We start from the raw sequence: 26,926 nt of genomic DNA, 5'->3' as shown, positions 1-26,926 counted from the left end.
AATGATCAATACAGAAGAATTTCGTATTGGCTGATCTAGGTATTTAAATGGAATTAGCTATGAAAAATAGAATACTTTTAACCGCTATTCTTAGCTTTATATTTTCCCTTCCTGTCTATGCTCGTGATGAACTAACAAATAAAGACTTAGAATTGAAAATAAATACTCGTTATTTTAATGATGAGGGACGGATACATGCATCTACAATGAATCCAGATCCACAGCAAAAATACTATGAACAAGGTGCCTTAGGTATAGAGTTAAATTATATTTCATCCTATTGGCGTAATGTCATTGGGTTTGATGCATCCTTATATGGCGTAACTCGTTTAATGGATTCTGGTAACAATACTACAGTACAGCTGTTGGACCTAAACTCTGATGGAAAACTTGATCAAAATTTTGCAACGCTCGGAATTCTCACCCTTAAACTTAAGCCCAGTGCTGATGCTGAAATTAAGATAGGGCGCCAAGCAGTGAATACCACCTTGGTTAAGACTACAAATAATCGCGCTATCCCTGATACTTTCTCTGGTATATCAACCATATGGAAACCATTACCCGAGCTTAGAACATATTTAGGCTACTATAATCAATGGCGACCAAGGACATCAGCAAAATTCACAGATTTTGTGACCGATGCGAATGAAAAAATAGATTATATCGCACTCATCGGTGCAGACTATAATTGGCACGGAATAACAATGAATACGGAACTACTTAACAGCAAAAATTATTTAAAGAAATATGGTGTTCAGGTTCACTATCCCATAAAGACTGAACTTGGGGAAATTAATTTACACTCAGGTGCTTACTTTTCAAAAGATGCAGGGAATCTCTTTAAATGTGGAGCAGAATATGATGTTGATTGTGTAAAAGGTATAGAAACTGATAACAATGGAAGAGGATATTTTTTTCAAAGCACATGGAAATACAAAGATATTGAACTTGGTGCTGCTATTTCTAAGTTTGATGGAATGTGGATTGAGGATAATTATTCAACGCAGGCGCTGAATAAAAAAACACTTATTCAAGACAATGGTACCTCCCCTTTCCCGACCTCTACTCCAATTGGCCCAGACTTTACAAACAATGATGAGTTAGCGTGGATGATGCGGATAAAATATGACTGGAAAAATTTAATATCAGGTTTAAAAACAGAATTTAAATATATTTCTGGTGATGGTGCTCATCAAAGTAATATGAATCAAAACGTTGCTGGTAAAGAGAGATTTTCCGAGATATCCCTTAGCTATAGTACCCCTTGGTTAAAAAATATGGATTTAAAGTACGCTTATCTTACTTACCATTCTAGCTTTGATCGTGAAAATACTGATCAAAAGATCAACGGATTACTAAGAGATGACTGGCATCAACACAGAGTGGCCTTGACATATAGTTATTTATTTTAGGTTGATTAAAATGTAAATTATCATGACAATTATTGAAGTAATTTAATCGATTTTTAGCTATATAAATCAATTTTTCTATCCAATTAATAAGCACTTGTTGATATTTTATAAATAACTTAGCTTATAAACTAAAAAGCTACGTGCTATAAAACTCATTAAAAATAAAAAACCAGAAGTAGCACTTCTGGTTTTTTGAGACTCAAAATCATTGAACAATTAGATTTTACCAATCAGGTCAATTGATGGCGCAAGTGTCGCATCACCTTCTTTCCATTTTGCTGGGCAAACTTCACCTGGGTGAGTATGGACATATTGTGCAGCTTTGACCTTACGCAATAGCTCTTGTGCATCACGACCAATACCGCCGGCATTGATTTCTACGATTTGAATCTTACCTTCAGGATCAATGACAAATGTCCCACGGTCTGCAAGACCTTCAGCTTCAATCAGCACTTCAAAGTTTTTTGCCAATGCCCAAGTTGGATCACCAATCATTGGATATTGAATCTTTTTGATTTCGTCTGAATTGTCATGCCAAGCTTTATGGGTAAAGTGAGTATCTGTAGAGACTGAATAAATTTCGACACCCATTTTCTGGAATTCTGCATAATTATCGGCGAGATCACCTAACTCTGTCGGACAAACAAAGGTAAAATCTGCAGGATAGAAAAATACAACTGACCATTTACCAAAGAAATCTTTTTCAGACACTTCAATAAATTCACCGTTTTTATATGCTGTTGCGTTGAATGCTTTAACTTCAGTATTGATTAAACTCATGTGGTCTTCCTTCAATTCGTTTCAGGGATTGCTTATCTGTGAAGCCACTATACGAAAAATATTTAAATCGGTAAAACTGTAGTTTTTAATAAAATAAATCGGTTTTATGAATTAAAAAGGCTTTTCATGTTATTCTTGCAAAGTGGCTTGACCTCGCAAGAATTAATCTGTAGATTTTCTTTTTGCGTGGACTTTAAAAAATGACGTTCTCAGCTATTTTGGAGCAATTCCAAAACCTTCCTTTTGGTACAGATGCCTTTAAACAACTGAAAATAAACTGTGAAGATCAAATTCTTGATTGCGAATCAGACTTTGAGAAAACAGCATTGTTTATCATTTATGGCTTTGCCAAAAACTATGTTTTACTCTATGAAGATCAAGCCATCACTGCTGAGTTTGCAACCAAAGCAAAATCACAATTACTCGATTATATGCATCAATTTAATTCAGCACTGAGCAGTAATAATAGCCAACAGATCATGCAAAGCTATAATCAAGTGAGCAATCACTATATGCACAGCTCACGTATTTTCTAAGCCGCTTTCAAAATACTGCCTTTTAGTTTTAGTGTCATCCCATACAACAAGGTTGATCATTCGACCTTGTTGTAATATCCGTAACGCCTCAGAATAGAAAACCCGTGATGATTGAAAACTACAAAATAAGTAAATTACCCAAAGCTTCTATTTCAAAGCCTCGATCATATTAATAACGACTTTTTTCAGCTTTTCTCATTTGAGATGGAGAATACCCAAATTGCTTTTTAAAACGATTGCTAAAATGACTACTTGAGCTGAATCCGTATTGTTCTGAAATGTCCATCATACTCGCTTTGGTTTGTTGTAAAGCTTGATGAGCCAATTCCAGACGACGTTGCATCACATATTGATGTGGTGGGATCTGCATGGATTGCTTAAACATATGTGCAAAATGATATTCGCTCAGTTGAGCTTGTTGAGCCAAATCAGATAAGGTTAAGCTTTGCTGAATATGCTGATCAATCCATTCCAATACGTGTTTGAGTGTATAAGGCGACAAGCCCCCTTTAATCTCCGGCGCCTGCCACTGAGCTGCACTATAATTTTTTATCAGATGATTGAGCAGTAGTGTCGTGGCTGTACTCATTTGCAAGTGATTTTCACTGTGCTGCCAAGTCGTATTTAATAAAAAATGACGATAGATCATGGCAATCTGTGGATCAGCAACAAAAATTTGCGGATCTAATATAATTTGACTCGGCTCACGATCCCACACTTGTTCTGCTACACGTTGTAAGTGTTGCTTGGTATAGTAAAGATGCGCAAAAGTGAGCGGATCTCGTAGATCCCAAGTTGACTCAAAATCTTGAGGCATTAAGCACATATGGTCAGGTCCACCACCATTGTGCCAACCTTGTGCCGTCTTTTGATAACTGTGATACCCACCTTGAACATACATACTCAGGGTATGGTGGTTACTGCATACACTTACACGATCTTGGTTATTTTGCCACATGGCTAATTGCATACCAGAACCCAACTCGACCGAATCCAGCAGTTGAGCTTTGTGCTGTTGCAATTGATCGAAAATCTGATATTTCATCTTCTATACGCAGTACCAAATTTGAATATTGAGTGTAAGACTTTAAGTTTATTTTATCATTGATATAAAAATGTGAGTAGAAAAAAACCACAAGCTTATGATAGCCACCACAAGCAGGTGCAAGAAATAGGTCGCTTAAATCAAGCACAATAGTGCTGATCGTTTAGTTTGGTTGAAAGAATATGAATGCACTCTTATATGTATTGGTCGTGGTGATTTGGGGAACGACTTGGATTGCAATTACTCTGCAACAACAAAGTGGTATATCGGTCAATGTGGCGGTGTTTTGGCGCTTCTTTATTTCAGCAATGTTCTTATTTGCATTGATTATGTTGTGCCGAAAAAAGCAAAAGTTAGCTTTAAACGACCATTTATTTTGTATGCTGCAAGCTTGCTGTATTTTTGGTTTTAACTTTGTTTGCTTTTATTATGCAGTTCAATATATCAGTAGTGGTTTGGAAGCTGTCATTTTTTCGATGGCAGTGATTTTTAACACTCTGAATGCCAAGATTTTCTTTAAACAACAGGTTTCTAAATATTTTTATCCTGCGGCTTTACTCGGTGGTTTAGGTATTATTGCCTTGTTTTGGCATGATGTCGTGGGAAATAGTTTAAATCAATATACGCTGATAGGAATAGGTCTGTGTATATTGGGAACCTACGGCTTTTCTCTGGGGAATATGATCAGTGCACGCCATCAAAAAAAGGGGTTGGATATTTTTACCACCAATGCTTATGGCATGTTGTACGGTTCAATCTTAATGGCACTGATCGCGTTGATCAAGCAGGATGAGTTTTTCCCAAATATGCAATTCAGTGCAGTGAGTGCTTTATTATATTTGGCTATTTTTGGCTCAGTGATTGGCTTTACTGCTTATTTCTATTTAGTTGGGCGGATTGGTGCAGCTAAAGCGGCGTATAGTACCTTGTTATTTCCATTGGTCGCTTTGCTGATTTCAACCTTTTGGGAAGGGTATCAATGGCATATCAATGCTGTGATCGGAGTAATTTTAATTTTATCTGGTAATGCAATTTTCTTTATTAAATTGCCAAATTTTAGACTCCCTCGCATGCTCAACCGAAGCTAAGTGAAAAAACGATAGCTTACGCTCTGCATGAAATAAAAATAGCCTCTCTTATTTACAAAATAACAGAGGCTATTTGTTGCATTAAGTATTTGAGTTTAAATAAATTTAAATTAAATCAACTTCAAATAAATAATTGAGATATTTGATCTAGAACGGCAGATCATCATCTAAATCTGCTGGAGCAGTTGCAGGCGCTTGTTGTGGTTTAGGCGACTGGAAACCCTGATTAACATTGTTTCCACCATTGCCATAACCACCTTGTGGAGCTGCATTACCATAGCCACCTTGGTTGCCTTGATTATAACCACCACCTTGGTTGTTATTAAAACCACCTTGTTGATTGTTATTGAAACGTGGTTGGTTATAGCCCCCGTTTTCACCTGCTTCACCTTGCTGACGGTTGTTATCCAACATCTGCATTTGCTCACCACGGATTTCCGTTGTGTAGCGTTCTTGACCATTTTGATCTGTCCACTGACGTGTACGTAAAGAACCCTCAATATAAACTTTCGAGCCTTTACGTAAATATTGCTGTGCAATTTCACCTAAGCGGTTATGCAACACAATACGATGCCATTCCGTTTGTTCTTTTCTTTCTCCGGAATTTTTATCTGTCCAAGATTCACTGGTCGCTATTGAAAATTGAGTGAGAGACCCCCCATTTGGGAATGTTTTCGTCTCAGGATCACGACCCAAAGTACCAACTAAAATAACTTTATTTACACCACGCATTAGATGTTATCTTCCTATTCGATTCTATGTTTTACTTTATAAGAGTTATGTTTAAATGGCTACCTCTTTCCCAAACAACTGCGTTAAATGTTGTCGCGCAGCATCATCAATCTGCTGTTTATCAACCTTTATATACGCCACTTGCTGGTCAGACATCACCACGACCTCTTCAATACCACGAATTGACAATAACTGAGAAGTCCAATTATCGGTTTGTTTATCCTCAGGTAATCGCAAAACGATTGATGTCAAATATCGTGGTTGAGCCAGCCCAAAACTAATGAGCAACCAAAGTATAGCAATAGCTGCTAAAACACTCCAACCCATTGTTGTATTATTGAGCAAAATTAATTGCCCACCGAGTGTACCACCAAAAAAAGCACCTAAAAATTGAGCACTTGCGTTGACACCCATTGCCGTTGCTTTGGACTGAATCGGTGCAGCTTTGGACAACCATGAAGGTAATAAGGCTTCCATCACATTAAAAGCAATAAAGAATAAGCCCAGACCGAGCAATAAAACATATTTGGATTCATAACCAAATATAAGAATAACCAGACCAGCAATAATGCCTGCAATCGCTGTCAGAAAAATACTGCGCATCTTGCGATATTTTTCAGCAAGAATAATGCTTGGAAAAGCAAAAAATAAGCTAATCACCAACAGTGGTAAATACACAATGCCATGTTTGGCTAAAGGAATACCTGCAAAGTTAATCAACTGTGAAGGCACATAAATAAACATGGCAGTGAGCAATAAATGCAACGCGAAGACTGAAACATGCAAACGATTCAGATCACCCATTTTTAACACTTGTTTGAGCTGATTGAGATAGCCTTGTTTAAAGTTCTTATGATGACGAGTAGTTTTTGGCACCAAAAACAACATTGAAATTGCCAACAACCCCATCACGGTCGTGACCCAAAAAAGTCCTGAAATACCGACTAAACTGGTTAGCCAAGGTCCAAGGCTAAACGCGACTACAAAAGATAAGCCGATACTCATACCCATCACAGCCATGGCTTTGGTGCGGTTTTCTTCACGAGTCACATCTGCAAGCAATGCCATGACAACCGCTGATACAGCGCCAGCCCCTGCAATCGCTCGTCCAAGGATCACACCATAAATGCTTTCAGACATGGCTGCAATTGCACCACCTAAAGCAAATAACAGTAACCCAAATACAATCAATGGTTTTCGACTGAAACGGTCTGCCCATAAACTGAAAGGAATTTGCAGAATTGCCTGACTTAAACCATAGACACCCACTGCCAAACCAATCAAGGCTGGTGTCGCATATTGATAAGACTGCCCCACCACGGAAAACACAGGGATAATCATGAACAGCCCCAGCATGCGTAAAGCAAAAATACTACTTAATGCAAAGGTCGAGCGGCGTTCTAAAGGATTCATCATATCTACTGGCTTATCAAAACTGGCGAGCTAATTTTCAAACACATCATCGCATATTGTGGCAACTTTGTGGAAACATTGCGCATAAAAAAGAGCACTTTCAAAGTGCTCTCCCATTGTAATCTCTTTTATTAAAAAAGGATTAATCTTGTTGTTCAATTCGCTTGTTATATTGGATTGATGCAATCACAGCCCAGACAATAAAGGCAACACCAATTAATCCTGTCACCACTTCAGGTACATGGAGTCCAGTGCCGCTTGCAATCATAATAAAAGCTAAAGCACCAATCGCATAATGTGCACCATGCTCAAGGTAGACATAAGCATCCAGCGTACCTTTATCAACAAGATAAATCGTCATTGATCGAACGAACATTGCACCGATGGCCAAGCCCAACATGATGATGACCACATCAGAGGTAATTGCAAAAGCACCAATCACACCATCAAAACTGAAGGAGGCATCAAGGACTTCTAAATAAATAAAACCACCGATACCTGCTTTGATGACGCCTGTTGGAGCACCATTGGCATCGTGTCCTACGGCATTGCCCTCTTCATCAACTTCAGGTTCACCACCCAATAAATGACTCAGCACTTGTACACCAATATAAATGACAATACCCCAAATACCTGCCATGGTCACTACAAGACGTTTTGCCTCTTCAACATTAGCTGCCATCACCAACAAAGCAATGAGTGCAAGGAAAACCGACATCGCAGGCACATTGGCTAAATTTGCTAAACGCTTTTCAAGCCACTTAAACCAGTGAGTGTCTTTACCTTCATCCAAGAAGAAGTTTAAGAAAACCAACAATAAGAATGCTCCACCAAAAGCAGCAATTTCTGCATGATGCGCTAATAATTTTGCTGAATATTGGATTGGATCATTTAAAGCCATTTTCACAACTTCAACCATGCCCATATCTGCGGTCACTGCAACGATCACAACAGGAAAAACCAGTCGCATACCAAATACGGCAATCAAGATCCCAACCGTTAAAAAGATCATTTTCCAAAAATGATCCCAATTGCGTAATACAGAGGCATTGACCACAGCATTGTCAAAAGACAAAGACACTTCCATCACAGCCAAAATCGCTGTAATCGTCAGTGCAGACAGCATGGCTTGGACACCTGCATTGGGACCATGGGTAAAGCCCCAATATGCAGATATAGCCAAACACACAACCGTAAAAAAAATTGAGAAACCAAAATGTTTCATCATGAGAATACGACCTACGGAGAATAGTTTTTTAATCAGAACACTGAAATAAAAATTGGGTTTTTAATGCGCACATTATGACGACTTTTTTAGGTTTCTCCAAAAGTTCTTTGTCATATTTTTATGCAAACTCAGTTGAATTTTCTGCATTCAAATACCTAAACCAACCTAGAGTTGTTATAGTCTTGCCAGTTCAAAATGACTTTAATTGCTTGAATGATCGCATAGGAAAATAACATGAGTTTTTCTCAACAGCTTTGGCAACGTAATCTTGCCTTATATAACAAAACATTAGCTTTACCATTTAATCAAGAACTTGCTACAGGCACATTAAGCAAAGACGTTTTTTGTCATTATGTGATCCAAGATGCCCATTATTTAGTGGCTTATGGACGTGCATTGGCTATCTGTGGTGCAAAAGCCTTTGATGCTGACGATATCATTCAATTTACACAAGGTGCGAAAGAAGCCATTGTGGTTGAACGCAGTTTGCATGATGGATTTATGCAAAACTTCGGCATTAGCAAAGCTGATTTTGAAAACACACCACTAACGCTTGCTTGCCATCACTATACCTCTTTCTTAACAGCGACAGCGTGGTCAGAAAGCTACCCTGTTGTATTGGCATCATTACTGCCTTGTTTCTGGATTTATGCTGAAGTCGGTAAAGATATTGTCAACAAATCTGTCGCCAACAATCCTTATCAAGCATGGATTGATACTTATTCTGGTGAAGAGTTTAATGAAGCGGTTAAAAATGTTTTAGCAACTATTGACCGTATTGCTGAACATTGTGATGCCGCAACACTTGAGAAAATGCATAAGGCCTATACCAGAGGTGCTGAGTTAGAATGGTTATTTTGGGATGGTGCTTATCATCAAAGACAATGGTTAGGCTTAGATCAATAATTTATAGATATAATGCTTCCCACTCTCCCTTATACATATTAAGTTTAGGGACAGTGGGTGTTGAAAATCTAATAAAAAAGAGTGCCAAAGCACTCTTTAAAACGAAGGGATTAATTTAAAACTCTACTTTAAATTAATCTGATAAATTGCTGTACTACCGCTCACCTCGTTACCCACAATCAACATTGGTTTAGCGTTTGGTGAATCTTTCGCAGAAACAAACGTCAGTCCTTCAGGTCCTAAGTCACTTTTCTCAATGAGAATCTGTTTACCTTCTTTGTCTAAAATTGGCTGACCATTTGCATCTTTATAAACCTGATCTTGTTTAAAAGTGCGGTTGTTAAAATACTGCACAAAAACAGGTTTTTGAGGATTACTAATATCATAAACCATAATCCCACTTTGACGCTCTAAGCCAATAAAGGCAAAGGTTTTCTTACCAATCGTCCCTAAAGCCAAACCTTCGGGTTCAGGTCCTTTATTATCACTACGGTCATCAAAAGCTGCCGCTTCATGATCACTGTTAAAGTAATTTGGAAATAACTCAGCAACTTTACGTTCAAACTCACTGCCTGAGTCCCAAACCAATTTACCTTGTGTGTCCCAGATACTAAATGAGCGTGCGCCATAGCTATACAGTTTGTTATAGGTCAATAATCCGTTGGCATCTAGTTTCGGAGAACCATCGGTATTGGTTTCATACCCCATATTCCATGCAATATTTAAACGCCCCAATTGGTCGTCCTCACGGCATAAACCTGGACCAGTTGCTGTTGCTCCACAATATGCAAAGACTGTAGCATCCAATTTGGCTCCTTTTACCCCAGCAACAAGATGAGTCAAATGAGCAGGATAATCCCCTTTATTATTAAAACCTTTGACATTGAATAAATGCTTCATTCGAATTGCTTCTGCAAAACCTTTACTTTGGTCTCCAGCATAATATGCAGTTGTGTCATTTAACCATTCACGTGAGTCACCCTCATTTGCGGTCACTAAGTAACTGGTACCATTGGCTTGATAGTGGGCAATTGAATCAGGCTGATACATTCCCTTCAAACCTGGCCAAGCTTGAATATTAATTTTTTTATCTTTATCACTGACATCTAAAGCATTATTTGCCAGACCATGATCTTTATAGCCCAATGGTAAAATATCAGTCACTTTTTTTGCGACAATATCAATTTTTGCAATGGCATTATTTTCTTGTAAGCTTGCCCAAGCAGTTTTTCCATCTTGGCTAACTGCGATGTATTCAGGTTCTAAGTCTTGAGCGACTGTCGCTTTTGGACCAAAAATTCGTACACCTGATTTAATCAACTCTGCTTTTTTATCATTAAATACTTTGAAGTCTGCAACAGTTGCGGTTGGCTGACGAATATTCGTGATATCAATAATGCTGATTGAGCCTTCAGGATCAATACTATAATCATCATTAGGTTCAGCCTCATTGGCAACCAAAACTGTTTTACCATCTGGGGTAAAAGTCAGCATATCTGGTAAAGCACCCACTTCAACTTTACTGATGAGTTTTAAATCCTTAGCATCAAAAAATGCCACCATCCCTTTGTCAGTTTTTTGCTTGGCTTGAACGGCAAGCGCAACAATACCATTTTTGATCGCCACAGAATTTACTTCTGACTCTGCCAAGGCTTCACGTGCAGAGAGCTCGCCAATATGCACAGGTGCATCTGGCTTAGACACATCAAGTACATCGACCAAACCTTTTTTGGCGTTGACCACAAATACTCGTTTGGTGCTTGCATCATAAGCAGGAATTTCTGCTGCGCTTTCAGCAAAAACACCTGTCTCATAACGACCTAATAGACTTAGGCTAATACTTTCAGGTGTTGCTTCCTCAACCACTGGTGGTGTTGATTGATCATTGTCATCATTACATGCCACCAGTCCCACAGAAAGCATTGCTAAACACAATGCAGAAATCTTTAAGTTCATGCGCCAATCCGTTGTAGTTTAAATTTTCACCACTATAAGGATTAGGGGTGTAAATTTCATGACCAACACATTACACTTTTATTGCAGTTTCTTGACCTTTGACACAGTATCTTTGGCAAAAGCATTCTAAATGCGGGGAAGCTTACTCAGTGATCACATTTTAACTTTGCACAGAAATCAGTGCATTCAGATCAACTGTACAATGCCTCATTTTTTGACTCATGTACCAAAGCTCATTTATCTCGCTGGTTCAACAACGATTTCATACAGATTTAAGCTGAGCATTGTTTTAAACTATTCACAAAATTGACTTATTTCAGTTCTATGACTGCAACGCCATCGCACAGCAAATTACAGTCTAAATTTTATTTATTGGTTTTTTTAGTTTCGATCGGCTTTTTCATGCAAGGCTTGGATACCACCATTATCAATACAGCCTTGCCTGCAATGGCGGAAAGTTTGCAAGAAAATCCATTAAAAATGCATGGTATTGTCATCAGCTATGTATTGGCTGTTGCCGCCTGTATTCCTTTGAGTGGCTGGTTGGCTGATCGCTTTGGAGTACGGAATACTTTTTTTATCGCAATTGTGATTTTTACCAGTGCCTCTTTGGGTTGTGCGCTATCCAACAATTTTAATTTGCTGATCGCATTCCGAGTCATTCAAGGCATAGGTGGTGCACTACTGGTTCCAGTAGGTCGTTTAGCCATGTTAAAAATTATTCCTCGTGAACAATTTCTTTCAGCAATGAGTCTGATGAGTTTGGCAGGGCTACTCGGACCATTGATGGGTCCTGTTTTAGGAGGGTGGCTGGTTGAATATGCCTCGTGGCATTGGATTTTTTTGATCAATTTACCGATCGGAATCTTAGGGACATTTGTCACCTTTAAAGCCATGCCCAATGTCAAAGACGCTTCAGTGAAATCTTTCGATTTCAGCGGTTTTGTTCTTTTAGCCATCGCGATGGTGGGTATGGCTCTCGGTATTGAAAATATTGCCAGTAAAGAAATCTCTCGAAACCTCAGTATCGGCTTACTTTCTATCGGCATCATTTCAGCATGTATTTATGCTTATCATGCCCATACGCATCAGAATGCACTATTTCGTAGCCGTTTATTTAAAAATAAAATTTATGCCATCGGTGTATTGGGAAATTTCTTTGCTCGTTTTGGTGGCAACGCAGTGCCTTTCATTTTACCGCTCATGTTACAAGTGGCTTTTAAAATGGAGCCTTTGATGACAGGAATCATGATGACGCCAATTGTATTAGGCTCATTATTTTCCAAACCCATCATCCGCCCTATTTTACAACGCACAGGCTATCGTCCATTTTTATTGGTCAATACCCTGTTGATTGGTGCATGTATTGCCAGCTTTGCCTTGCATACCGTCGATACGCCACTTTGGCTGCGCACTCTACACTTCTTTATTTTTGGTGTACTCAATTCATTGCAGTTTGTGACCATGAATACGTTGACGCTGAAAGATTTAACTCAACAAGATGCCAGTAGTGGTAACAGTTTCTTGTCGATGATTATGATGCTTTCAATGAGTATTGGTATTGCCTTAGCAGGCACATTGTTGAATACTTTTACCGTCTATTTTACAGAGACACATATTACTCAAGCTTTTCACTATACACTGATCTGCTTAGGTGCTATCAATATCATCACTGCTTTAATTTTCTTTCAGATCCCAAAAGATACCCGAGATTAAACTGTTCAAAATAAAACTGAATAAAGAATAAGGACACATCATATGATCATTCCAAGATATTGGGCGGAAGCAAAAATAACAACACAGTACGAAAAACGCCAAGTCACCATCAAACGATTTGGTTGGTCAGATTTGAGTATGCATGATGCACTAATACATGCAGAAACACGTGTTAAAGAGGCACTTGAGCAACTTAGATCAGGACAGAACATTCGCAAACTTGACCATAAAATTCCTTATAATGGCAGTGAAGGTTTGCCCATTCGTGAAGAAATTATTCAACAACACGATGATGTGGTGATCACACGTAATTCTTATGGTGCACTCTGTCTCAATACGCCCGATGTTTTATTTGCAGACATTGATTTTAATTATGCGCCGAATAGTCGACTGTATTTTTTAAGTTTTATATTGCTCTTTTTCATCAGTATCGTCTGTACTGTATTACTTAAAACATGGTGGGTGTTGCTATTCGGCGTGTTTTTTTCCATTGTACTCAGCAAACAAACTGCCGAAATATTGTTGAGTATTCAAAATAAATGGAAGGGTTCACCTGAGCAACAAGCCTTAAAATCCATTCGTCAATTTTCTATGCAACATCCAACTTGGCATTTACGTGTCTATCAAACCCCAAAAGGCTATCGGGTCTTGGTCATGCATGAGCTCTTTGAACCTCGCAGTGAAGAAACTCAACAGTTTTTTATTGCACTACAAGCCGATCCAAACTATGTGCGTATGTGTAAGAACCAAAACTGTTTCCGAGCAAGGATTAGTCCGAAACCGTGGAGAATTGGTATAGATGCCTTACGTTTAGGGGTTTGGCCAGTTCAAGAAAACCGTATGCTTGACCGAGACAGATGGATTACTGAATATCAAGCACGTGCCAAAAAATATGCGTCATGTAAATTTATTGAACAATTGGGTAGTCAAATGACGCACCCTAAAGCGAAACGCGTACAATCAACACATGATCAATACTGCAACGCGACGATTAATCTAGAAATTGCATAACATTGGCAACAGGATGATTTTTGTGAAACACCAACCTAAATATCGTTCTATCTTCACCAGTATCGGATGTATCAGTTTATTGGGTATCGCCAGTTACTTGGCTGTGTTTTATCCACAAAATGCTGGTGCTCAAGATTATGTTATTCGTGGTTTCGATGTATCACATCATCAAGGTGAGATCGATTGGAAAAAAATCTCTCCTCAGCAGTATCAATTTGTTTATCTCAAAGCCACTGAAGGCGGAGATTATCAAGATGATAAATTTCAGGATTACTGGTTAGAAGCACGTGAACGTGGTATGCGTGTAGGTGCATATCACTTTTTCCGTTTGTGTCGAGACGGCGCAATTCAAGCACAAAACTTTATCAAAACAGTACCCAACAAAAGTAATGCCTTGCCCCCTGTCATCGATTTGGAATATGACAGTGCCTGTATCAACACTTACACCAAAGAGCAATTACTGAAACAAATCAAAATCATACATGATCAGTTGCATCAACATTATGCTAAACAACCCATTTTTTACACGTCCAAAGTATTTTATAACATGGTTCTTACAGGCGAATTTAAGGACACACCGATTTGGATTCGTGAGTATAAAGATAAGCCTGATTTAAAAGATGGTCGTGAATGGACTTTTTGGCAAAATACCAATCAGGGAACAATTCAAGGCATTGCTAAAAATGTTGATTTAAATGTTTTTTATGGAGATGCTGAACAGTGGAAACAGTTTTTACAACAGAATAAGTTAAATTAGCCAACCATCATCTCGACACAGACTGTCGCAGATTCGCTACCAAACACCAAATTCACCACTTACAACAAATCAAGATCGGTTAGAATAAACACACAGCGCTGTAACACTGTGTCATTCATGAGAAAAATCATCCATATCGATATGGATGCATTCTATGCATCTGTGGAACTACTTGAACGTCCTGAATTAAGGCATTTACCTGTGGTGATTTCTTCACATCACCCTCGGGCGGTGATTGCTGCGGCATCTTACCCTGCCCGTGAGTTCGGCTTACGCTCTGCCATGTCGATGTCACAAGCGAAAAAACGTTGCCCACAAGTCTATGTGATTGAACCTAATTTTGAAAAATATCGTGATGTTTCTCGTCAAATTCATGAAATTTTTCAAAAATATACATCACTCATTGAACCTTTGTCTTTAGATGAAGCTTATCTTGATGTGACTGAAAACTTACTCAATATTCCCAGTGCCACAGAAGTCGCTGAACGAATTCGTGCTGATATTTTCCAACAAACGGGTCTTACTGCATCCGCAGGCGTTGCACCAAATAAATTCCTTGCCAAAGTCGCTTCAGATTGGAACAAGCCCAACGGGATTTGCATCATTAAACCCAGCCAAGTGCAAAATTTTATTCAAGATTTAGCCCTAAAAAAAATTCCTGGCGTGGGTAAAGTTACTCAAGAAAAACTCAAAAGTTTAAATTTAGAAACATTGGGCGACTTGCAAAAAATTGAAGAAAATATCTTAATTCACCATTTCGGTAAATATGGCAAACAGTTGTTTTTATATGCTCAAGGCATAGATGATCGACCTGTACAAGCAGAACGGCAACGTCAGCAAATTTCAAAAGAAACCACATTTGATGACGATTTTAATCTCGAACAATGTGCAATCTATTGGGACAATTTAATCTCAAGGGTTTGGCTCAGTTTAGAAAAGAAACAGATGCAAGCACGAGGTGTGACCGTCAAACTGAAATTAAAGAATTTTCAGGTACTACAACACAGTAAGAGTTTTAAGACTGCACTTAAATCACCACAAGAAATGACTCAAGTGGTTCAAATCTTATTGAATGAAATGCAGATTCCTGAGCATTTTCAATTCCGTTTAATTGGCGTGGGTCTATACCAACTCACAGATCTACAAGACGAGTCACAATTGTCATTATGGTAAAGTACATTCATGTTCGGAAAGAAAATCTTCAACCCATTCTGTCACTTGATCTGCAAAAACATGGGCTAAATCATGCTCACCTTGTGGAATGACATGTAATATTGAATTTTTGATTTTGTCCTGCAAATATTCACCGACTTTAACTGGACTGATTGGATCTGAATCACCCCAGATTAATAGAACAGGGCAAGAAATCTGGGTTAATACATCATCCAAATAAGATCGATGATCCATAAACCAACTTGGAACAGCAAAAGTTTGACGATAGTCTTCTCGCCAATCCGCCACATGAAATGGAGCTAAATTGATTCCTCCTGAAGTTGCAACCAATACCAGTCCCTTAACCCATTCTGGTTTTTGTAATGCTGCTTGGACAGCAAAGATGCCTCCCATAGACTGCGCAATCAATATCGATGGTTGTTCAATCTGATTGAGGACATAAGTTTGTAGATCTTCAAAACTATGAATTTGAGGATGATCTGGGCATCCCCCAAAGCTTGGATAGGCAATCACGGTTTTTGCATAATTCATCGACAAGCTTTGCATCACAGGTTGCCAAAATTCAGTACTTCCAGATGCACCCGGTAAAAAGATCAAATTCATTTAGACTTCACTTTGAGCTCTCAAACAATTAATCACCGCTTTTTGCTTTAGCACGTTGATAAGCAGGTCGCTGCTGAATGCGTTCCGCATAAGCTGCAATTTGAGGCATCTTATTTTGAGTACGTTGCTGCATTGCTATCACAGGGAAGCTCATCTGAATATCAGCAAAAGAGAACTCCCCTGCCGCATAATCATGCTGGCTAAAATAGTCTTCCAAGAATGCAGAATGCTCTTTTAAACGTGGATTGATAAAACCACCACGTACCCCTTCGGAGATTTTTTTTGCTATCGGTCGAATCAAAAATGGTACATGTTTCGGCATATTGGTCATCACCAAAGTCATCACCAAATAAGGCATTAAAGAACCTTCTGCATAATGCATCCAATAGTTATATTGCATGAGATCTTGAGGATTCTGAGGCTTAAACTGATTTTTGCTATCATAGGTCGTTTGAAGATAGTCTAAAATTACCGCAGATTCAGCAATTGTTAAATCACCATCCGTCAACACAGGAGACTTTCCAAGTGGATGAACAGCTTTTAACTCTGGCGGTGCAGCTAAGGTAGGCAAACGCTTATAATGCTTAATTTGGTATTCAAGCCCCAACTCCTCCAAAGCCCAAATAATCCGTAACGAGCGTGATTGATCCAGATGATGTAATGTAATCATTTTTATTGCCTCAATTATTGTGTTCTGACTATAGATTGATCTTGGCTTTTCAACAATTGAATTACTCTATTTTTAACACTTTTTTAAGTGTGCTCTGGAATGACTGTGTTTATAATCTGTCTGAATATCAGCCATACTGAAAAATAAAAATGAAGCATTTACTCGGTTTAACTCTATTATTGGCATGCGCCAATGCATATTCTTATCATCCCAAACTTATTTTGCTGGGAGCTATTGAGCCTCAAGGTCAAGCCTTTATTGACAGCAAGGCAAATAAAGTGATTCGTGATTCATTTAAACAAGCGGTGATCTACGAAAAATATGCTACGCCAATCAAACGAAACACTGATCTGCCTTATCAATCTGTGATTAAACAACTTATTGTCGACTGTAAAGGGAAAACCATCGCCCTTCGAGGTGCTGATTACTTTGCAGGACAAACCTCAAACAGCAAACTCGTAAAAAAATTTGATGACATTACGTTGAGTCATGATGGCGAAACTGGAGCTGCGTTTTATTCTTTTGATGATTTAGATTTTAAGCCCTTAGATCAAGCTCAGTTTTATACACAAATTTATAACATCAGTTGTAAATAAGTCATCAGCAATATTGACCAGATAAAAAAAGACACTTTGTTGCTCAACAAAATGTCTTTTCCAAATCAAATTGTTTTTTCAATATCACTCAAATAATCGAGGTATTGATTTCTACACTACGTAACAAGGTTTTGGTGACGGGTGTTTTTTGGCAAATGTCTAATACCTTTTGATGCAATTCTTCTGATAAAGCATTGGCAAATGATAAACGGCGTTCAATCCATTCTTTACCTTCTTTGTTGACATTAAAATCTGCTTCTACTGTAAACTCGCCCAAATCAAAGCCTTTATGTTGCGCATACATCCGTAACGTAATCATCGTACAGGAAATCAACCCCGAACAAACAAAATCATAAGGTGCTAAACCTTTGTCTTGCCCCCCAAAAGATTCAGGTTTATCAGTAATCAGTTGGTGCTTACCACTGAGCACTTCACCTGACCATGGTTCTGGATAAGTTTTTACTTTTGCATTTGCAATAATTGCCATTTTATTTTCCTATAATATTGAAATTTTTATTTAACCTTCGTTTAGATGGAACTTTGTAAGCTCAGTATTTGCGCTAAGGGATGAGCCTTTAACGCAAATTGTTTAATTTAAGCTCTTGTCTCAAGATCAGCAATCAATCATGGCACCGATTACTTCGATGGTCGCATCTTATCTGGAAATGCTGGGGCTTCTAAACGTGGACCATCATAATCAGGAATTGTTCCAAAACGGGCATCTTGATTGATCCATTGCTCTGTCGCTGTTTTCAGTTCCTCTTGAGTACGCCCCACAAGGTTCCACCACAATAAAATAGGTGACTCAAAGGGTTCTCCACCAATCAACAACAAACGAGAACCTTTCGGAAGTTCCACTTCAATCTGGGAGATTCCTGGTTCCAGCACTACCATATTGTCACTATTTAAATCATGACCATTGACGATTGCATCACTCTCTAAAGCCATAAATCCATACTCAAATTTAGGATTGAGCGGAATACGGGTTTTGGTCTGTTCTTTGGCAAAAAAATCAATGCCCAATAATTCTGTATGAACTTGGACTGGAGACACGGTATTCATAAATTCACCAACTAATACAGTGAATTCAATATTGTCCTTTTCGACCACAGGCAATACAGGATAATGGTCAAATTGAGGTGCCATATTGATTTTATCATCAGGCAAGGCGATCCACAGTTGTGCCGCATGCATTCGGGTTTCGGTATCAGGTGCAACTTCTGTATGAGAAATTCCGTAACCTGCCGTCATCAAATTAACTTGCTTTGGGCGAATCAATTGTTTTGAGCCAATGCTGTCTGTATGCATCATTGTGCCTTCAATCATCCACGTAAAAGTCTGTAGCCCGATATGTGGATGTGGTCCAACATCCAATCCATCTCCTTGAGGAAATGTCACTGGTCCTGCGTGATCTAAAAAGCACCATGCTCCTATCATACGTTTCTGACGACTTGGTAATGCACGTTTAATGACGGTGCCTCTGCCTATTTCTGCTGAGCGAATTGGAAAATCTTGAATAAATTGATTCACGTATTTTTCACAATCGTCAGAATTAGAAATCTCGGTATAGTTGGTATTGGTCATTTTGTTATCCTAAAGTTGTTCATCAGCTCAGGATGTTCTTTCAACATCTGCCATTTCAATATATCTAGCCTAGCGGTTTTATATCCATCAACCTATAGCTATCTTAATACGCTGAATACTATGAATAGGACAATAATAGTGTGGTTTTTGTTATGAGGATGGTGATGCTCAACTGATGATGTTGTATTTTCTGATATAGGCTTGCGCTTAAAATGCTCTACACCTAATCTCCATCCAACACCATCCATTTTCAGAACTTTTTGTTTAAGGTGTTGGCGGCGGTGTTAGGTTTACAAATAGTCCAGTAAATCGACGGACGATCGGTAAAAATGTCAATACCGTTGGAAAGGCAATCATCCATGAAAATAGCCAGACATCGAACCATTTTGTAAAAAATGCATCAAACCATCCCACATTTTTCCATAAATTAATCATAGAAATAGTGGCACTCATTAATCCTGAAAGGAAAAATGGCATCAACCAATTGGCATATTTTGCGGGTAATTTGGGAATTTTACCCACGATCATTGTAGATTTTGCTTGTATTATACCAACACTCTAAATGTATCTGTTTTAATCATCATGCCTCTTTCTTTACATTTTGCTTTAAATTTTTCATAAATTGTTTTACTGCGGGTTCAAAGTCTTTAAATAAAATATGATCACGATGGGTAATCATCACTTCTAAAAACAATTTGAGTCCTACTGCAAATGCCTTTGTTGTCTCATCATCAAAAAACTCAGCTTTTTTTAAACGTTCAACAATTTCAAAAATATCGTCGTGGTTTCCCACATTAAATTCGATATTTTCACTGTAGTTTGATGGTTGACCTTTGGCATCTGCAAGATGCTGTACGCTCACGTGGTATTGATGTTGTTTCATACTCTTTCTCTAAACCTTCTAGTGTAATGTGTTGTTAAATTCAATCTCTAAAATATCGATATTGAATTGTTGGAAAACCTTTTCCAGTGATTCAATCAAAGAGGATTTATTGATCTGTTTCAGATCAGCACAATGAATGTTGAGAAATTCAGCTTCGGACTTGTTAATCAAGGCATAGCGTGCTTCATCTCTACCATTCAATTTTTGACTCACCAAACCCGCCCTTTCTAAGTCACTCACTACACGATAGATGGTGGATAAGCTAATCTGCTGATTGTTCAGATATAACTGCTGATAAATTTGTTTAGCTGTCAGTTGTGCTTTTTGATCTGATAAGGCTTTGAATACAATCACTCGTGCCTGAGTAATTTTTAAGTTTGCGTGACGTAATTTCTGTTGGATTTCAATATTCATGTCTCACCTTTTGGATGTCATGCTATAAACGCCCAATCTTTACAGCTGCTTGATCAATGATCTCAGCAACTTGTCTGACCTGTTCTGCATTAAAATCTTTACCTTTGAGCTTTAAACGCAACGCCGTTTTTAAATTTTCCATGGCGCGATGCACATCCAGATATTGGTCATTTTCATGAATTTCACGACGCGTTTCTAAACGCGCTAATAAATGTTGAATGTGTTGATGTTGCTCTTTTAAGTGTAACTTTCCAGCGTCAGTAAGATGATATTGCTTGCGATCATCCGCCGTACTCTCTACCCGAACAAAGCCTATTTCTTCAAGATAGGTCAGTGTGGGATAAATAGTGCCTGAACTGGGTGTATAGCCGCCACCCACCAGTTCACTAATGTCCTTGATAATTTCATAACCATGTTTGGCTTGCTGTTCAATCAAATGAAGTACCAAAAGCTTCATTTTTCCCGATTCAAATAAGCGACCTCTACGTCCAGCATAGCCTTTTTCTGGATGATGTCCACGATGTTCAAAGTCATGTTGTGAATGATCATGCTGAGCTGATTTCATCTTTATTTTTCTCAAATTGATTAATTTATACATATTAAGATATATCTTAATGTATCTTAATACAATAAAATATTTATGATAAATAATAATCAATTGATTTATATTAAATTAATTCTATAAGGAGATATTGCTTAAGATATGAAAAATACATTCTTTTCAATTTTTAAAGTGGACATGATCAATTCAGAAATATCAGCAGATTTGAATCCCTTTGCCGATTGAATCAGCACATGGCTTGTTTTTATTCGTATAGTTAACTCATTATTTTTTAATCATATGCCAATAAAAAAGCGCCTACATCAGCGCTTTTTCATTTGAAATTACTGTTCCAAATGCAACATTCGCAATTGCAAACTCACATTGCCATTGAATTGATTTTTATCTAACTCATAGACGATACGAACACGATCCTGCATCGGATCAAAATTGAATTTATCACGAACATTAAATGCAATAGCATCCACAGCCTGCCCATCTGCTAAAGCCAAACGCAATTTTAAATGAGCATCTTTCAGCCAGCGGTAGTCAATCACCTTAAACTGCCCTTCGAACACAGGGGCAGGAAACTTTTGCCCCCAAGGACCCAATTGTTCGAGTGTATCAACCGTTTGCAGTTGAAAGGCTTGAGCAGGTAATTCACCGTCTGTCCATAACACCGCTTGAAACAGAGATTCATCTGATTGAGCAACCAGTTCAGTAAAACGCTGCTTAAATGCTTCAAAATCTTGCTTTTGAATGGTCAAACCTGCCGCAGCAGCATGACCACCAAAATGGCTAATTAAATCAGGATACTGTTCTGCCACTTTTTCAATCATATCTCGAATATGGATACCCTCTATTGAGCGAGCAGATCCTTTGATATGAATGCCATCTTTATCGGCAGCAAATACAATACTCGGACGATGAAATTGTTCTTTTAAACGCCCTGCCACAATACCAATCACGCCTTGATGCCAATGCTCTTCAAACATCACCAACGCAGCGGGTAAATTGTCTTGGTCTAATTCAAGTTGTTCTAGCTCAGTCAGTGCTTCTTGCTTTATTTGTGATTCAACTTGACGGCGCTCCAAATTTAAATCGTTCAACTGACGCGCCAATGCATAGGCAGTTTGCATATCAGTTGCCAATAGACATTCAATCCCAATATCCATGGTTTCCATACGTCCTGCCGCATTAATTCGAGGACCTAAGACAAACCCTAAATCAGAAGCTTTTAACTCAGCTGGATCACGCCCTGCGATATCCAACAATGCACTGATTCCAGCACGACACTGATTTTGCTGAATTCGCTTCACACCTGCATCGACCAAAATCCGATTGTTATAATCCAGACTTGCCACATCGGCATAAGTGCCTAAAGCAACCAAATCTAAATATTGCTGCATTTTTGCAGTCGATTTAGCAAGTTTTGCACGATGACTGCTTAAATTCGCCAATAAATAAAAAGCAACCCCCACACCCGCCAATGCCTTGCTTGGAAACTCACATCCCAGTTGATTCGGATTCACCACAGCTTCAGCTTGAGGTGTTTGCTTGGTAGTCAAATGGTGGTCGGTAATAATGACCTGCATACCCAGTAAATGCGCTTGATCAACTCCTGCATGACTGGAAATTCCATTATCTACAGTGACCAATAAATCGGGTTGAAATTTTTCAAAAGCTAAATCGGCAATCTTAGGGGTGAGACCATAACCATATTTAAAACGATCAGGCACTAGATATTGAACATTTGCTCCCATTTCATTTAAAGCCAATATCATCAGTGCTGTACTGGTCGCACCATCGGCATCATAATCCCCCACAATGACGATTTTTTTCTGTTCATCTATGGCTTGGTCGATGATCTGAATCGCCTGCTCCAAACCTTTCATTTTGGGTGCAAGTAAATATTTCAGTTTTAAATCAAGTTCTTGTTCCGACTGCACTCCACGTCTTGCCAAAAGTTCAGCAATAAACGGTGATACGCCCTGAAAATGATCAGGGCGTGTCAACAGTGGTCGTTGTTTAATTTGTATTTTTTGCATTTATGGCATCAAACGTTGTAATTTCCAAAATCCATCTGTTTTTTCATACGTTAAACGATCATGTAAACGATTTGGACGACCTTGCCAAAACTCATAATAGTCGGGTTGCAAACGATAGCCTCCCCAAAACTCAGGTTTTACCAGTTGGTCTTTCTCCGCAACTTGATCATACAGTGCTTGAAAGCGTTGTTGAAGTTGTTCACGATTCGCAATCACCCCACTTTGAGGTGTACTGATATGCGCTGCAATTTGGCTATCGCGTGGACGCTTGTGATAATAATCAGTAGACTCTTGCTCAGATATTTTCTCGACTTGACCACTAACACGGACTTGGCGCTCCAACTCCGGCCAGTAAAAGAGAAGTTCTGCAAAAGGATTTTCAGCTAAATCCAAACCTTTTTGACTGTCATAGTTGGTATAAAAGTCATAACCAGCTTCGGTTGCACCACGCAATAACACTGTCCTCACATGCGGGCGACCTTGTGCATTTGCAGTCGCCAGGGACATTGCATAAGGTTCATGAAGCTTGGCTTCTAAAGCCAAATTAAACCAATTGAGAAACTGTTGGTGTGGATGGGCATCCACCTGTTCCTCATGCAGTTCACCTTTCTGATAGGTTAAACGAAGCTCGCTTAAATCTTTAATCACATCACTCATGAACCCAAACCTTCTACAGATTAGATACTATTTTTAGGCAGCATTTTTGCGTACAGCATCTGCTAAATGATTTGCTAAATCAGTGACTTCTTGCAAATCATCACCTTCTACCATAACACGGATAATCGGTTCAGTCCCAGATTTACGAATTAAAATTCGACCACGCCCTTTGAGTAATGTTTCTGCTTTATCAAATTCAGCAACCAAGGCAGGCACTGCATATGGGTCAAACATTTGTTCAAGGCGTACATTGACCAAAACATTGGGCAAAGTTTTAAACTCGGCGACCAATTCATCCAAAGCTTTATTTTGCTCAACCAACACCGTCAATACTTGCAGTGCCGCGATAATGGCATCACCTGTGGTGCTCTTGTCTAAAGTCAAAATATGACCTGATGGCTCACCGCCAATGACCCAGTTGTTTTCTTCTAGATTTTGTAAAACATAGCGGTCACCCACTTTAGCACGCACAAAAGGTACTTTTGCCTTTTCCAATGCCAATTCCAAAGCCATGTTACTCATCACTGTACCCACTACACCTGCTGGTTTCTGTGAGGACTGTGTGGCTAAGATATAAAGAATATGGTCACCATCTACCAGCTTTCCATGACGATCAACCAAAACAACACGGTCAGCATCGCCATCAAAAGCAATGCCTAAATCTGCTTGATGCTCCACAACAGCTTTTTGTAAGTTTTCAGGATGTGTTGACCCACAATCTTTATTGATATTTAAACCGTCAGGATCATTATAAAGTGCAATCACTTTGGCACCCAATTCACGGAACACCGCAGGACCCACGCTATAAGCTGCACCATTGGCGCAATCCACAACAATTTTTAAATGGCGTAAATTGAAATGATACGGGAACGTCGATTTGCAAAATTCAATATATCGCCCATTGGCATCTTTAACACGTACACTTTTACCCAAGTTAGCGGTGTCTTCAATGACTATATCTTTTTCTAATTCACGGTTAATCGCTTCTTGAATCGTATCAGGTAGTTTCTTGCCTTCATCTGAGAAAAATTTAATGCCATTATCAAAATAAGGATTGTGTGATGCAGAAATGACGATCCCTAAATTGGCATGCAATGCACGCGTTAAATGGGCAATCGCTGGGGTAGGTAACGGTCCTAACAAGTGCACATAAACACCTGCTGCATTTAAGCCTGCCTGTAATGCTGCTTCAAGAATATAACCAGATAAACGTGTATCTTTACCTAAAACCACAATAGGTTTTGTTTTTGGGCTAATTTGCTTTAATACTTTACCCGCAGCAAACCCCAGTTTAAGTGCAAATTCAGGGGTAATTGGGAGTTCACCAAATTTTCCACGAATCCCATCTGTACCGAAATAACTCATTTTTTACCCACTTATTATGCGTTGTATAACAATCAATTTTTCACGTTTATACTTTACACCAAAATAAAAAAGCCGTCATAAACTGACGGCTTTTTTCAATCAAAATATTACAAAAGATTAACCCACTCGATAGTTCGGTGCTTCTTTAGTAATCGTGACATCATGCACATGCGACTCTTGCATACCTGCTGCAGTAATTTTCACAAATTTTGCATTTTGGCGAAGATCTTCAATGGTTGCGGAACCTGTATAGCCCATTGATGAACGTAAACCGCCCATCATTTGATGTACGATGTTACCCATTGGTCCTTTGTAAGGTACACGACCTTCAATACCTTCTGGAACTAACTTTTCAGCACCTGCTTTAGAGTCTTGGAAATAGCGGTCTGCAGAACCTGTTGCACCTGCCATTGCACCCAAAGAACCCATACCACGGTAAGCTTTGTAGTAACGACCTTGGAAGAATTCAACTTCACCAGGTGCTTCTTCAGTACCTGCCATGAGTGAACCCACCATAATGGTACTTGCACCAGCACCAATCGCTTTCGCCATATCGCCAGAGAAGCGAATACCACCATCAGCAATTAACGGAATTTGATCTTTCAGTGCATTTGCAACACTATCAATTGCTGAAATTTGCGGCATACCAATACCCGCAACAATACGTGTTGTACAGATTGAACCAGGACCAATCCCGACTTTTACAGCATCTGCACCCGCGTCAAGCAATGCCAATGCCGCATCACCTGTTGCGATATTTCCGCCAATGACTTGAACTTGTGGGAAATTGGCTTTGACCCAACGTACACGCTCAATCACGCCTGCAGAGTGACCATGCGCAGTATCTACCACAATCGCATCGACACCTGCCTCTACTAAAGCTTCAACACGGCTTGGCGTTTCTGCACCAGTACCCACCGCAGCACCAACACGTAAACGACCTAATTCGTCTTTACAACTATTTGGATAAGATTCTGCTTTGCGGAAATCAGTGACAGTAATCAAACCTTTTAAGGCATGGTTATCATCCACCACCAACACTTTTTCAATGCGATGTTGTTGTAACAATGCTTGAATATTTTCTTTAGACTCATTTTCACGAACAGTCACAAGACGATCTTGCCCGGTCATGATGTTACTTACAGGTTGCTCTAAATTGGTCACAAAACGAGTATCTCGTCCTGTCACAATTCCAACAACCTTGCCGTCTTTAACAACAGGTACACCACTGATATTGTTGGCTTGAGTAATCGCAATCAAGTCACGAATCGTCGTTTCAGGAGTCACGGTGATAGGATCTTTCACCATGCCTGCTTCAAATTTTTTCACACGGCGAACTTCTGCAGCTTGCGCAGAAATATCCATGTTTTTATGTAAAATACCGATACCACCATTTTGCGCCATTGCAATCGCCATACGTGACTCAGTCACTGTATCCATTGCTGCTGAAACCATAGGTATGTTCAGTTGAATGCCGCGTGTGAGGCGTGTCTTTAGAGAGACATCTTTTGGGAGGATAGTAGAATAGGCAGGGAGTAATAAGACATCATCGAAGGTTAACGCTTCTTGAACGATGGTCAACATAACAGTCTCGCTGGTAATTTCCGTGAGCTATTATATACAAATTTCCGTTCAATTTTCATTTTTTATTGTGCGGATTTATCTTATTCTCGATCACCCTTTATTTTTCAGTATCTTATTGAAATAAAAATGGGCTTTGAATATAAAATTATAGTGGATTTAACACCACAGCAAACTGTCAGCTGACAGTCTCTGCTTTTTAAACAACTCTAGGCTACTGTCAAAAAACGA

The 26,926-nt window shown here is 39.0% G+C and carries 27 protein-coding genes; 9 read left to right on the top strand and 18 right to left on the bottom strand.

The window, feature by feature from the left end; genetic code table 11:
* The first annotated feature begins 47 nt into the window (after positions 1–47).
* Positions 48–1,412 carry an OprD family outer membrane porin gene (locus TOL5_RS01075; protein ID WP_121774546.1) on the top strand — a complete coding sequence of 455 codons (1,365 nt, stop codon included), beginning with the start codon at positions 48–50 and terminating at the stop codon, positions 1,410–1,412.
* Between the two features lie 216 nt (positions 1,413–1,628).
* Here the strand turns inward: TOL5_RS01075 and ahpC are convergent, their stop codons facing one another.
* A complete protein-coding gene (gene ahpC / locus TOL5_RS01070) occupies positions 1,629–2,192 on the bottom strand; it encodes an alkyl hydroperoxide reductase subunit C (protein WP_005035218.1) in 564 nt (187 codons plus the stop codon).
* Positions 2,193–2,392: 200 nt separating this feature from the next.
* Between ahpC and TOL5_RS01065 the strand changes: the two genes are divergently transcribed.
* Positions 2,393–2,728: a hypothetical protein gene (locus tag TOL5_RS01065; protein WP_004826157.1), complete on the top strand. Its 336-nt coding sequence runs from the start codon at positions 2,393–2,395 to the stop codon at positions 2,726–2,728.
* A 169-nt stretch (positions 2,729–2,897) separates the two neighbouring features.
* Here TOL5_RS01065 and TOL5_RS01060 read toward each other — a convergent pair whose 3' ends face one another.
* Positions 2,898–3,773: an AraC family transcriptional regulator gene (locus TOL5_RS01060; RefSeq protein ID WP_121774547.1), complete on the bottom strand. Its 876-nt coding sequence runs from the start codon at positions 3,771–3,773 to the stop codon at positions 2,898–2,900.
* Between the two features lie 182 nt (positions 3,774–3,955).
* Here TOL5_RS01060 and TOL5_RS01055 point away from each other — a divergent pair, with 182 nt between their 5' ends.
* Positions 3,956–4,861: a DMT family transporter gene (locus TOL5_RS01055; protein ID WP_121774548.1), complete on the top strand. Its 906-nt coding sequence runs from the start codon at positions 3,956–3,958 to the stop codon at positions 4,859–4,861.
* 147 nt (positions 4,862–5,008) lie between these two features.
* Here the strand turns inward: TOL5_RS01055 and ssb are convergent, their stop codons facing one another.
* From ssb to TOL5_RS01040, 3 genes are all read right to left on the bottom strand, one after another.
* Positions 5,009–5,593: a single-stranded DNA-binding protein gene (ssb, locus tag TOL5_RS01050; protein ID WP_004826134.1), complete on the bottom strand. Its 585-nt coding sequence runs from the start codon at positions 5,591–5,593 to the stop codon at positions 5,009–5,011.
* A 51-nt stretch (positions 5,594–5,644) separates the two neighbouring features.
* Positions 5,645–7,009 carry an MFS transporter gene (locus tag TOL5_RS01045; RefSeq protein ID WP_121774549.1) on the bottom strand — a complete coding sequence of 455 codons (1,365 nt, stop codon included), beginning with the start codon at positions 7,007–7,009 and terminating at the stop codon, positions 5,645–5,647.
* 139 nt (positions 7,010–7,148) lie between these two features.
* Positions 7,149–8,231, bottom strand: a complete 1,083-nt coding sequence (locus TOL5_RS01040) for a DUF475 domain-containing protein (protein ID WP_171428649.1) — start codon at positions 8,229–8,231, stop codon at positions 7,149–7,151.
* A 237-nt stretch (positions 8,232–8,468) separates the two neighbouring features.
* Between TOL5_RS01040 and tenA the strand changes: the two genes are divergently transcribed.
* Positions 8,469–9,140, top strand: coding sequence for a thiaminase II (gene tenA / locus TOL5_RS01035; protein WP_121774551.1), 672 nt, complete (start codon positions 8,469–8,471; stop codon positions 9,138–9,140).
* A gap of 123 nt (positions 9,141–9,263) precedes the next feature.
* Here the strand turns inward: tenA and TOL5_RS01030 are convergent, their stop codons facing one another.
* Positions 9,264–11,096, bottom strand: a complete 1,833-nt coding sequence (locus TOL5_RS01030; protein ID WP_199934876.1) for a choice-of-anchor I family protein — start codon at positions 11,094–11,096, stop codon at positions 9,264–9,266.
* A 324-nt stretch (positions 11,097–11,420) separates the two neighbouring features.
* Between TOL5_RS01030 and mdtD the strand changes: the two genes are divergently transcribed.
* The 4 genes from mdtD (at position 11,421) to dinB (ending at position 15,753) form a co-directional block, all read left to right on the top strand.
* Positions 11,421–12,812, top strand: a complete 1,392-nt coding sequence (gene mdtD / locus TOL5_RS01025; RefSeq protein ID WP_199934875.1) for a multidrug transporter subunit MdtD — start codon at positions 11,421–11,423, stop codon at positions 12,810–12,812.
* 42 nt (positions 12,813–12,854) lie between these two features.
* Entirely contained in the window at positions 12,855–13,823 is a 969-nt protein-coding gene (locus tag TOL5_RS01020; protein ID WP_121774554.1) for a hypothetical protein, read from the top strand.
* A gap of 13 nt (positions 13,824–13,836) precedes the next feature.
* A complete protein-coding gene (locus tag TOL5_RS01015; protein ID WP_009585484.1) occupies positions 13,837–14,580 on the top strand; it encodes a GH25 family lysozyme in 744 nt (247 codons plus the stop codon).
* Positions 14,581–14,697: 117 nt separating this feature from the next.
* The gene (gene dinB, locus TOL5_RS01010; RefSeq protein WP_121774555.1) at positions 14,698–15,753 is read left to right on the top strand and encodes a DNA polymerase IV; all 1,056 of its coding nucleotides are present in this window, start codon (positions 14,698–14,700) and stop codon (positions 15,751–15,753) included.
* On the opposite strand, the gene TOL5_RS01005 is transcribed toward dinB, so the two are convergent.
* Together TOL5_RS01005 and TOL5_RS01000 are read right to left on the bottom strand one after the other, a co-directional pair.
* The gene (locus TOL5_RS01005; protein ID WP_121774556.1) at positions 15,745–16,356 is read right to left on the bottom strand and encodes an alpha/beta fold hydrolase; all 612 of its coding nucleotides are present in this window, start codon (positions 16,354–16,356) and stop codon (positions 15,745–15,747) included. The two genes, dinB and TOL5_RS01005, sit on opposite strands and share 9 nt — an antisense overlap.
* Positions 16,357–16,384: 28 nt before the next feature.
* Entirely contained in the window at positions 16,385–17,026 is a 642-nt protein-coding gene (locus TOL5_RS01000) for a glutathione S-transferase family protein (protein WP_009585462.1), read from the bottom strand.
* Positions 17,027–17,175: 149 nt separating this feature from the next.
* Between TOL5_RS01000 and TOL5_RS00995 the strand changes: the two genes are divergently transcribed.
* Positions 17,176–17,622, top strand: coding sequence for a surface-adhesin E family protein (locus TOL5_RS00995; protein ID WP_121774557.1), 447 nt, complete (start codon positions 17,176–17,178; stop codon positions 17,620–17,622).
* Positions 17,623–17,710: 88 nt separating this feature from the next.
* On the opposite strand, the gene TOL5_RS00990 is transcribed toward TOL5_RS00995, so the two are convergent.
* The 10 genes from TOL5_RS00990 to guaB form a co-directional block, all read right to left on the bottom strand.
* Positions 17,711–18,109: an OsmC family protein gene (locus TOL5_RS00990; protein ID WP_121774558.1), complete on the bottom strand. Its 399-nt coding sequence runs from the start codon at positions 18,107–18,109 to the stop codon at positions 17,711–17,713.
* A gap of 149 nt (positions 18,110–18,258) precedes the next feature.
* A complete protein-coding gene (locus TOL5_RS00985) occupies positions 18,259–19,206 on the bottom strand; it encodes a pirin family protein (protein ID WP_121774559.1) in 948 nt (315 codons plus the stop codon).
* A 264-nt stretch (positions 19,207–19,470) separates the two neighbouring features.
* Positions 19,471–19,734: a DUF2798 domain-containing protein gene (locus TOL5_RS00980; RefSeq protein WP_162987682.1), complete on the bottom strand. Its 264-nt coding sequence runs from the start codon at positions 19,732–19,734 to the stop codon at positions 19,471–19,473.
* 52 nt (positions 19,735–19,786) lie between these two features.
* Positions 19,787–20,089: a DUF3861 domain-containing protein gene (locus TOL5_RS00975; protein ID WP_004826114.1), complete on the bottom strand. Its 303-nt coding sequence runs from the start codon at positions 20,087–20,089 to the stop codon at positions 19,787–19,789.
* Between the two features lie 18 nt (positions 20,090–20,107).
* The gene (locus TOL5_RS00970; RefSeq protein ID WP_004826112.1) at positions 20,108–20,503 is read right to left on the bottom strand and encodes a Fur family transcriptional regulator; all 396 of its coding nucleotides are present in this window, start codon (positions 20,501–20,503) and stop codon (positions 20,108–20,110) included.
* A 22-nt stretch (positions 20,504–20,525) separates the two neighbouring features.
* On the bottom strand, positions 20,526–21,068 hold the full coding sequence (locus TOL5_RS00965) for a PadR family transcriptional regulator (protein ID WP_121774561.1): 543 nt from the start codon (positions 21,066–21,068) through the stop codon (positions 20,526–20,528).
* 320 nt (positions 21,069–21,388) lie between these two features.
* The gene (gene recJ, locus TOL5_RS00960; RefSeq protein ID WP_009585474.1) at positions 21,389–23,092 is read right to left on the bottom strand and encodes a single-stranded-DNA-specific exonuclease RecJ; all 1,704 of its coding nucleotides are present in this window, start codon (positions 23,090–23,092) and stop codon (positions 21,389–21,391) included.
* Positions 23,093–23,749, bottom strand: a complete 657-nt coding sequence (pdxH, locus tag TOL5_RS00955; RefSeq protein WP_009585520.1) for a pyridoxamine 5'-phosphate oxidase — start codon at positions 23,747–23,749, stop codon at positions 23,093–23,095.
* A 33-nt stretch (positions 23,750–23,782) separates the two neighbouring features.
* Complete coding sequence (glmM, locus tag TOL5_RS00950; protein WP_004826105.1) at positions 23,783–25,114, bottom strand: phosphoglucosamine mutase; 1,332 nt, start codon at positions 25,112–25,114, stop codon at positions 23,783–23,785.
* A 117-nt stretch (positions 25,115–25,231) separates the two neighbouring features.
* Positions 25,232–26,698 (bottom strand): IMP dehydrogenase, encoded by a 1,467-nt coding sequence (gene guaB / locus TOL5_RS00945; RefSeq protein ID WP_004826103.1) that lies wholly within the window; start codon positions 26,696–26,698, stop codon positions 25,232–25,234.
* Positions 26,699–26,926 lie beyond the last annotated feature (228 nt).

The sequence above is a fragment of the Acinetobacter sp. Tol 5 genome (assembly GCF_019702905.1).
Lineage (GTDB): Bacteria > Pseudomonadota > Gammaproteobacteria > Pseudomonadales > Moraxellaceae > Acinetobacter > Acinetobacter bereziniae.
This window is presented reverse-complemented; position numbering and strand designations above follow the sequence as displayed.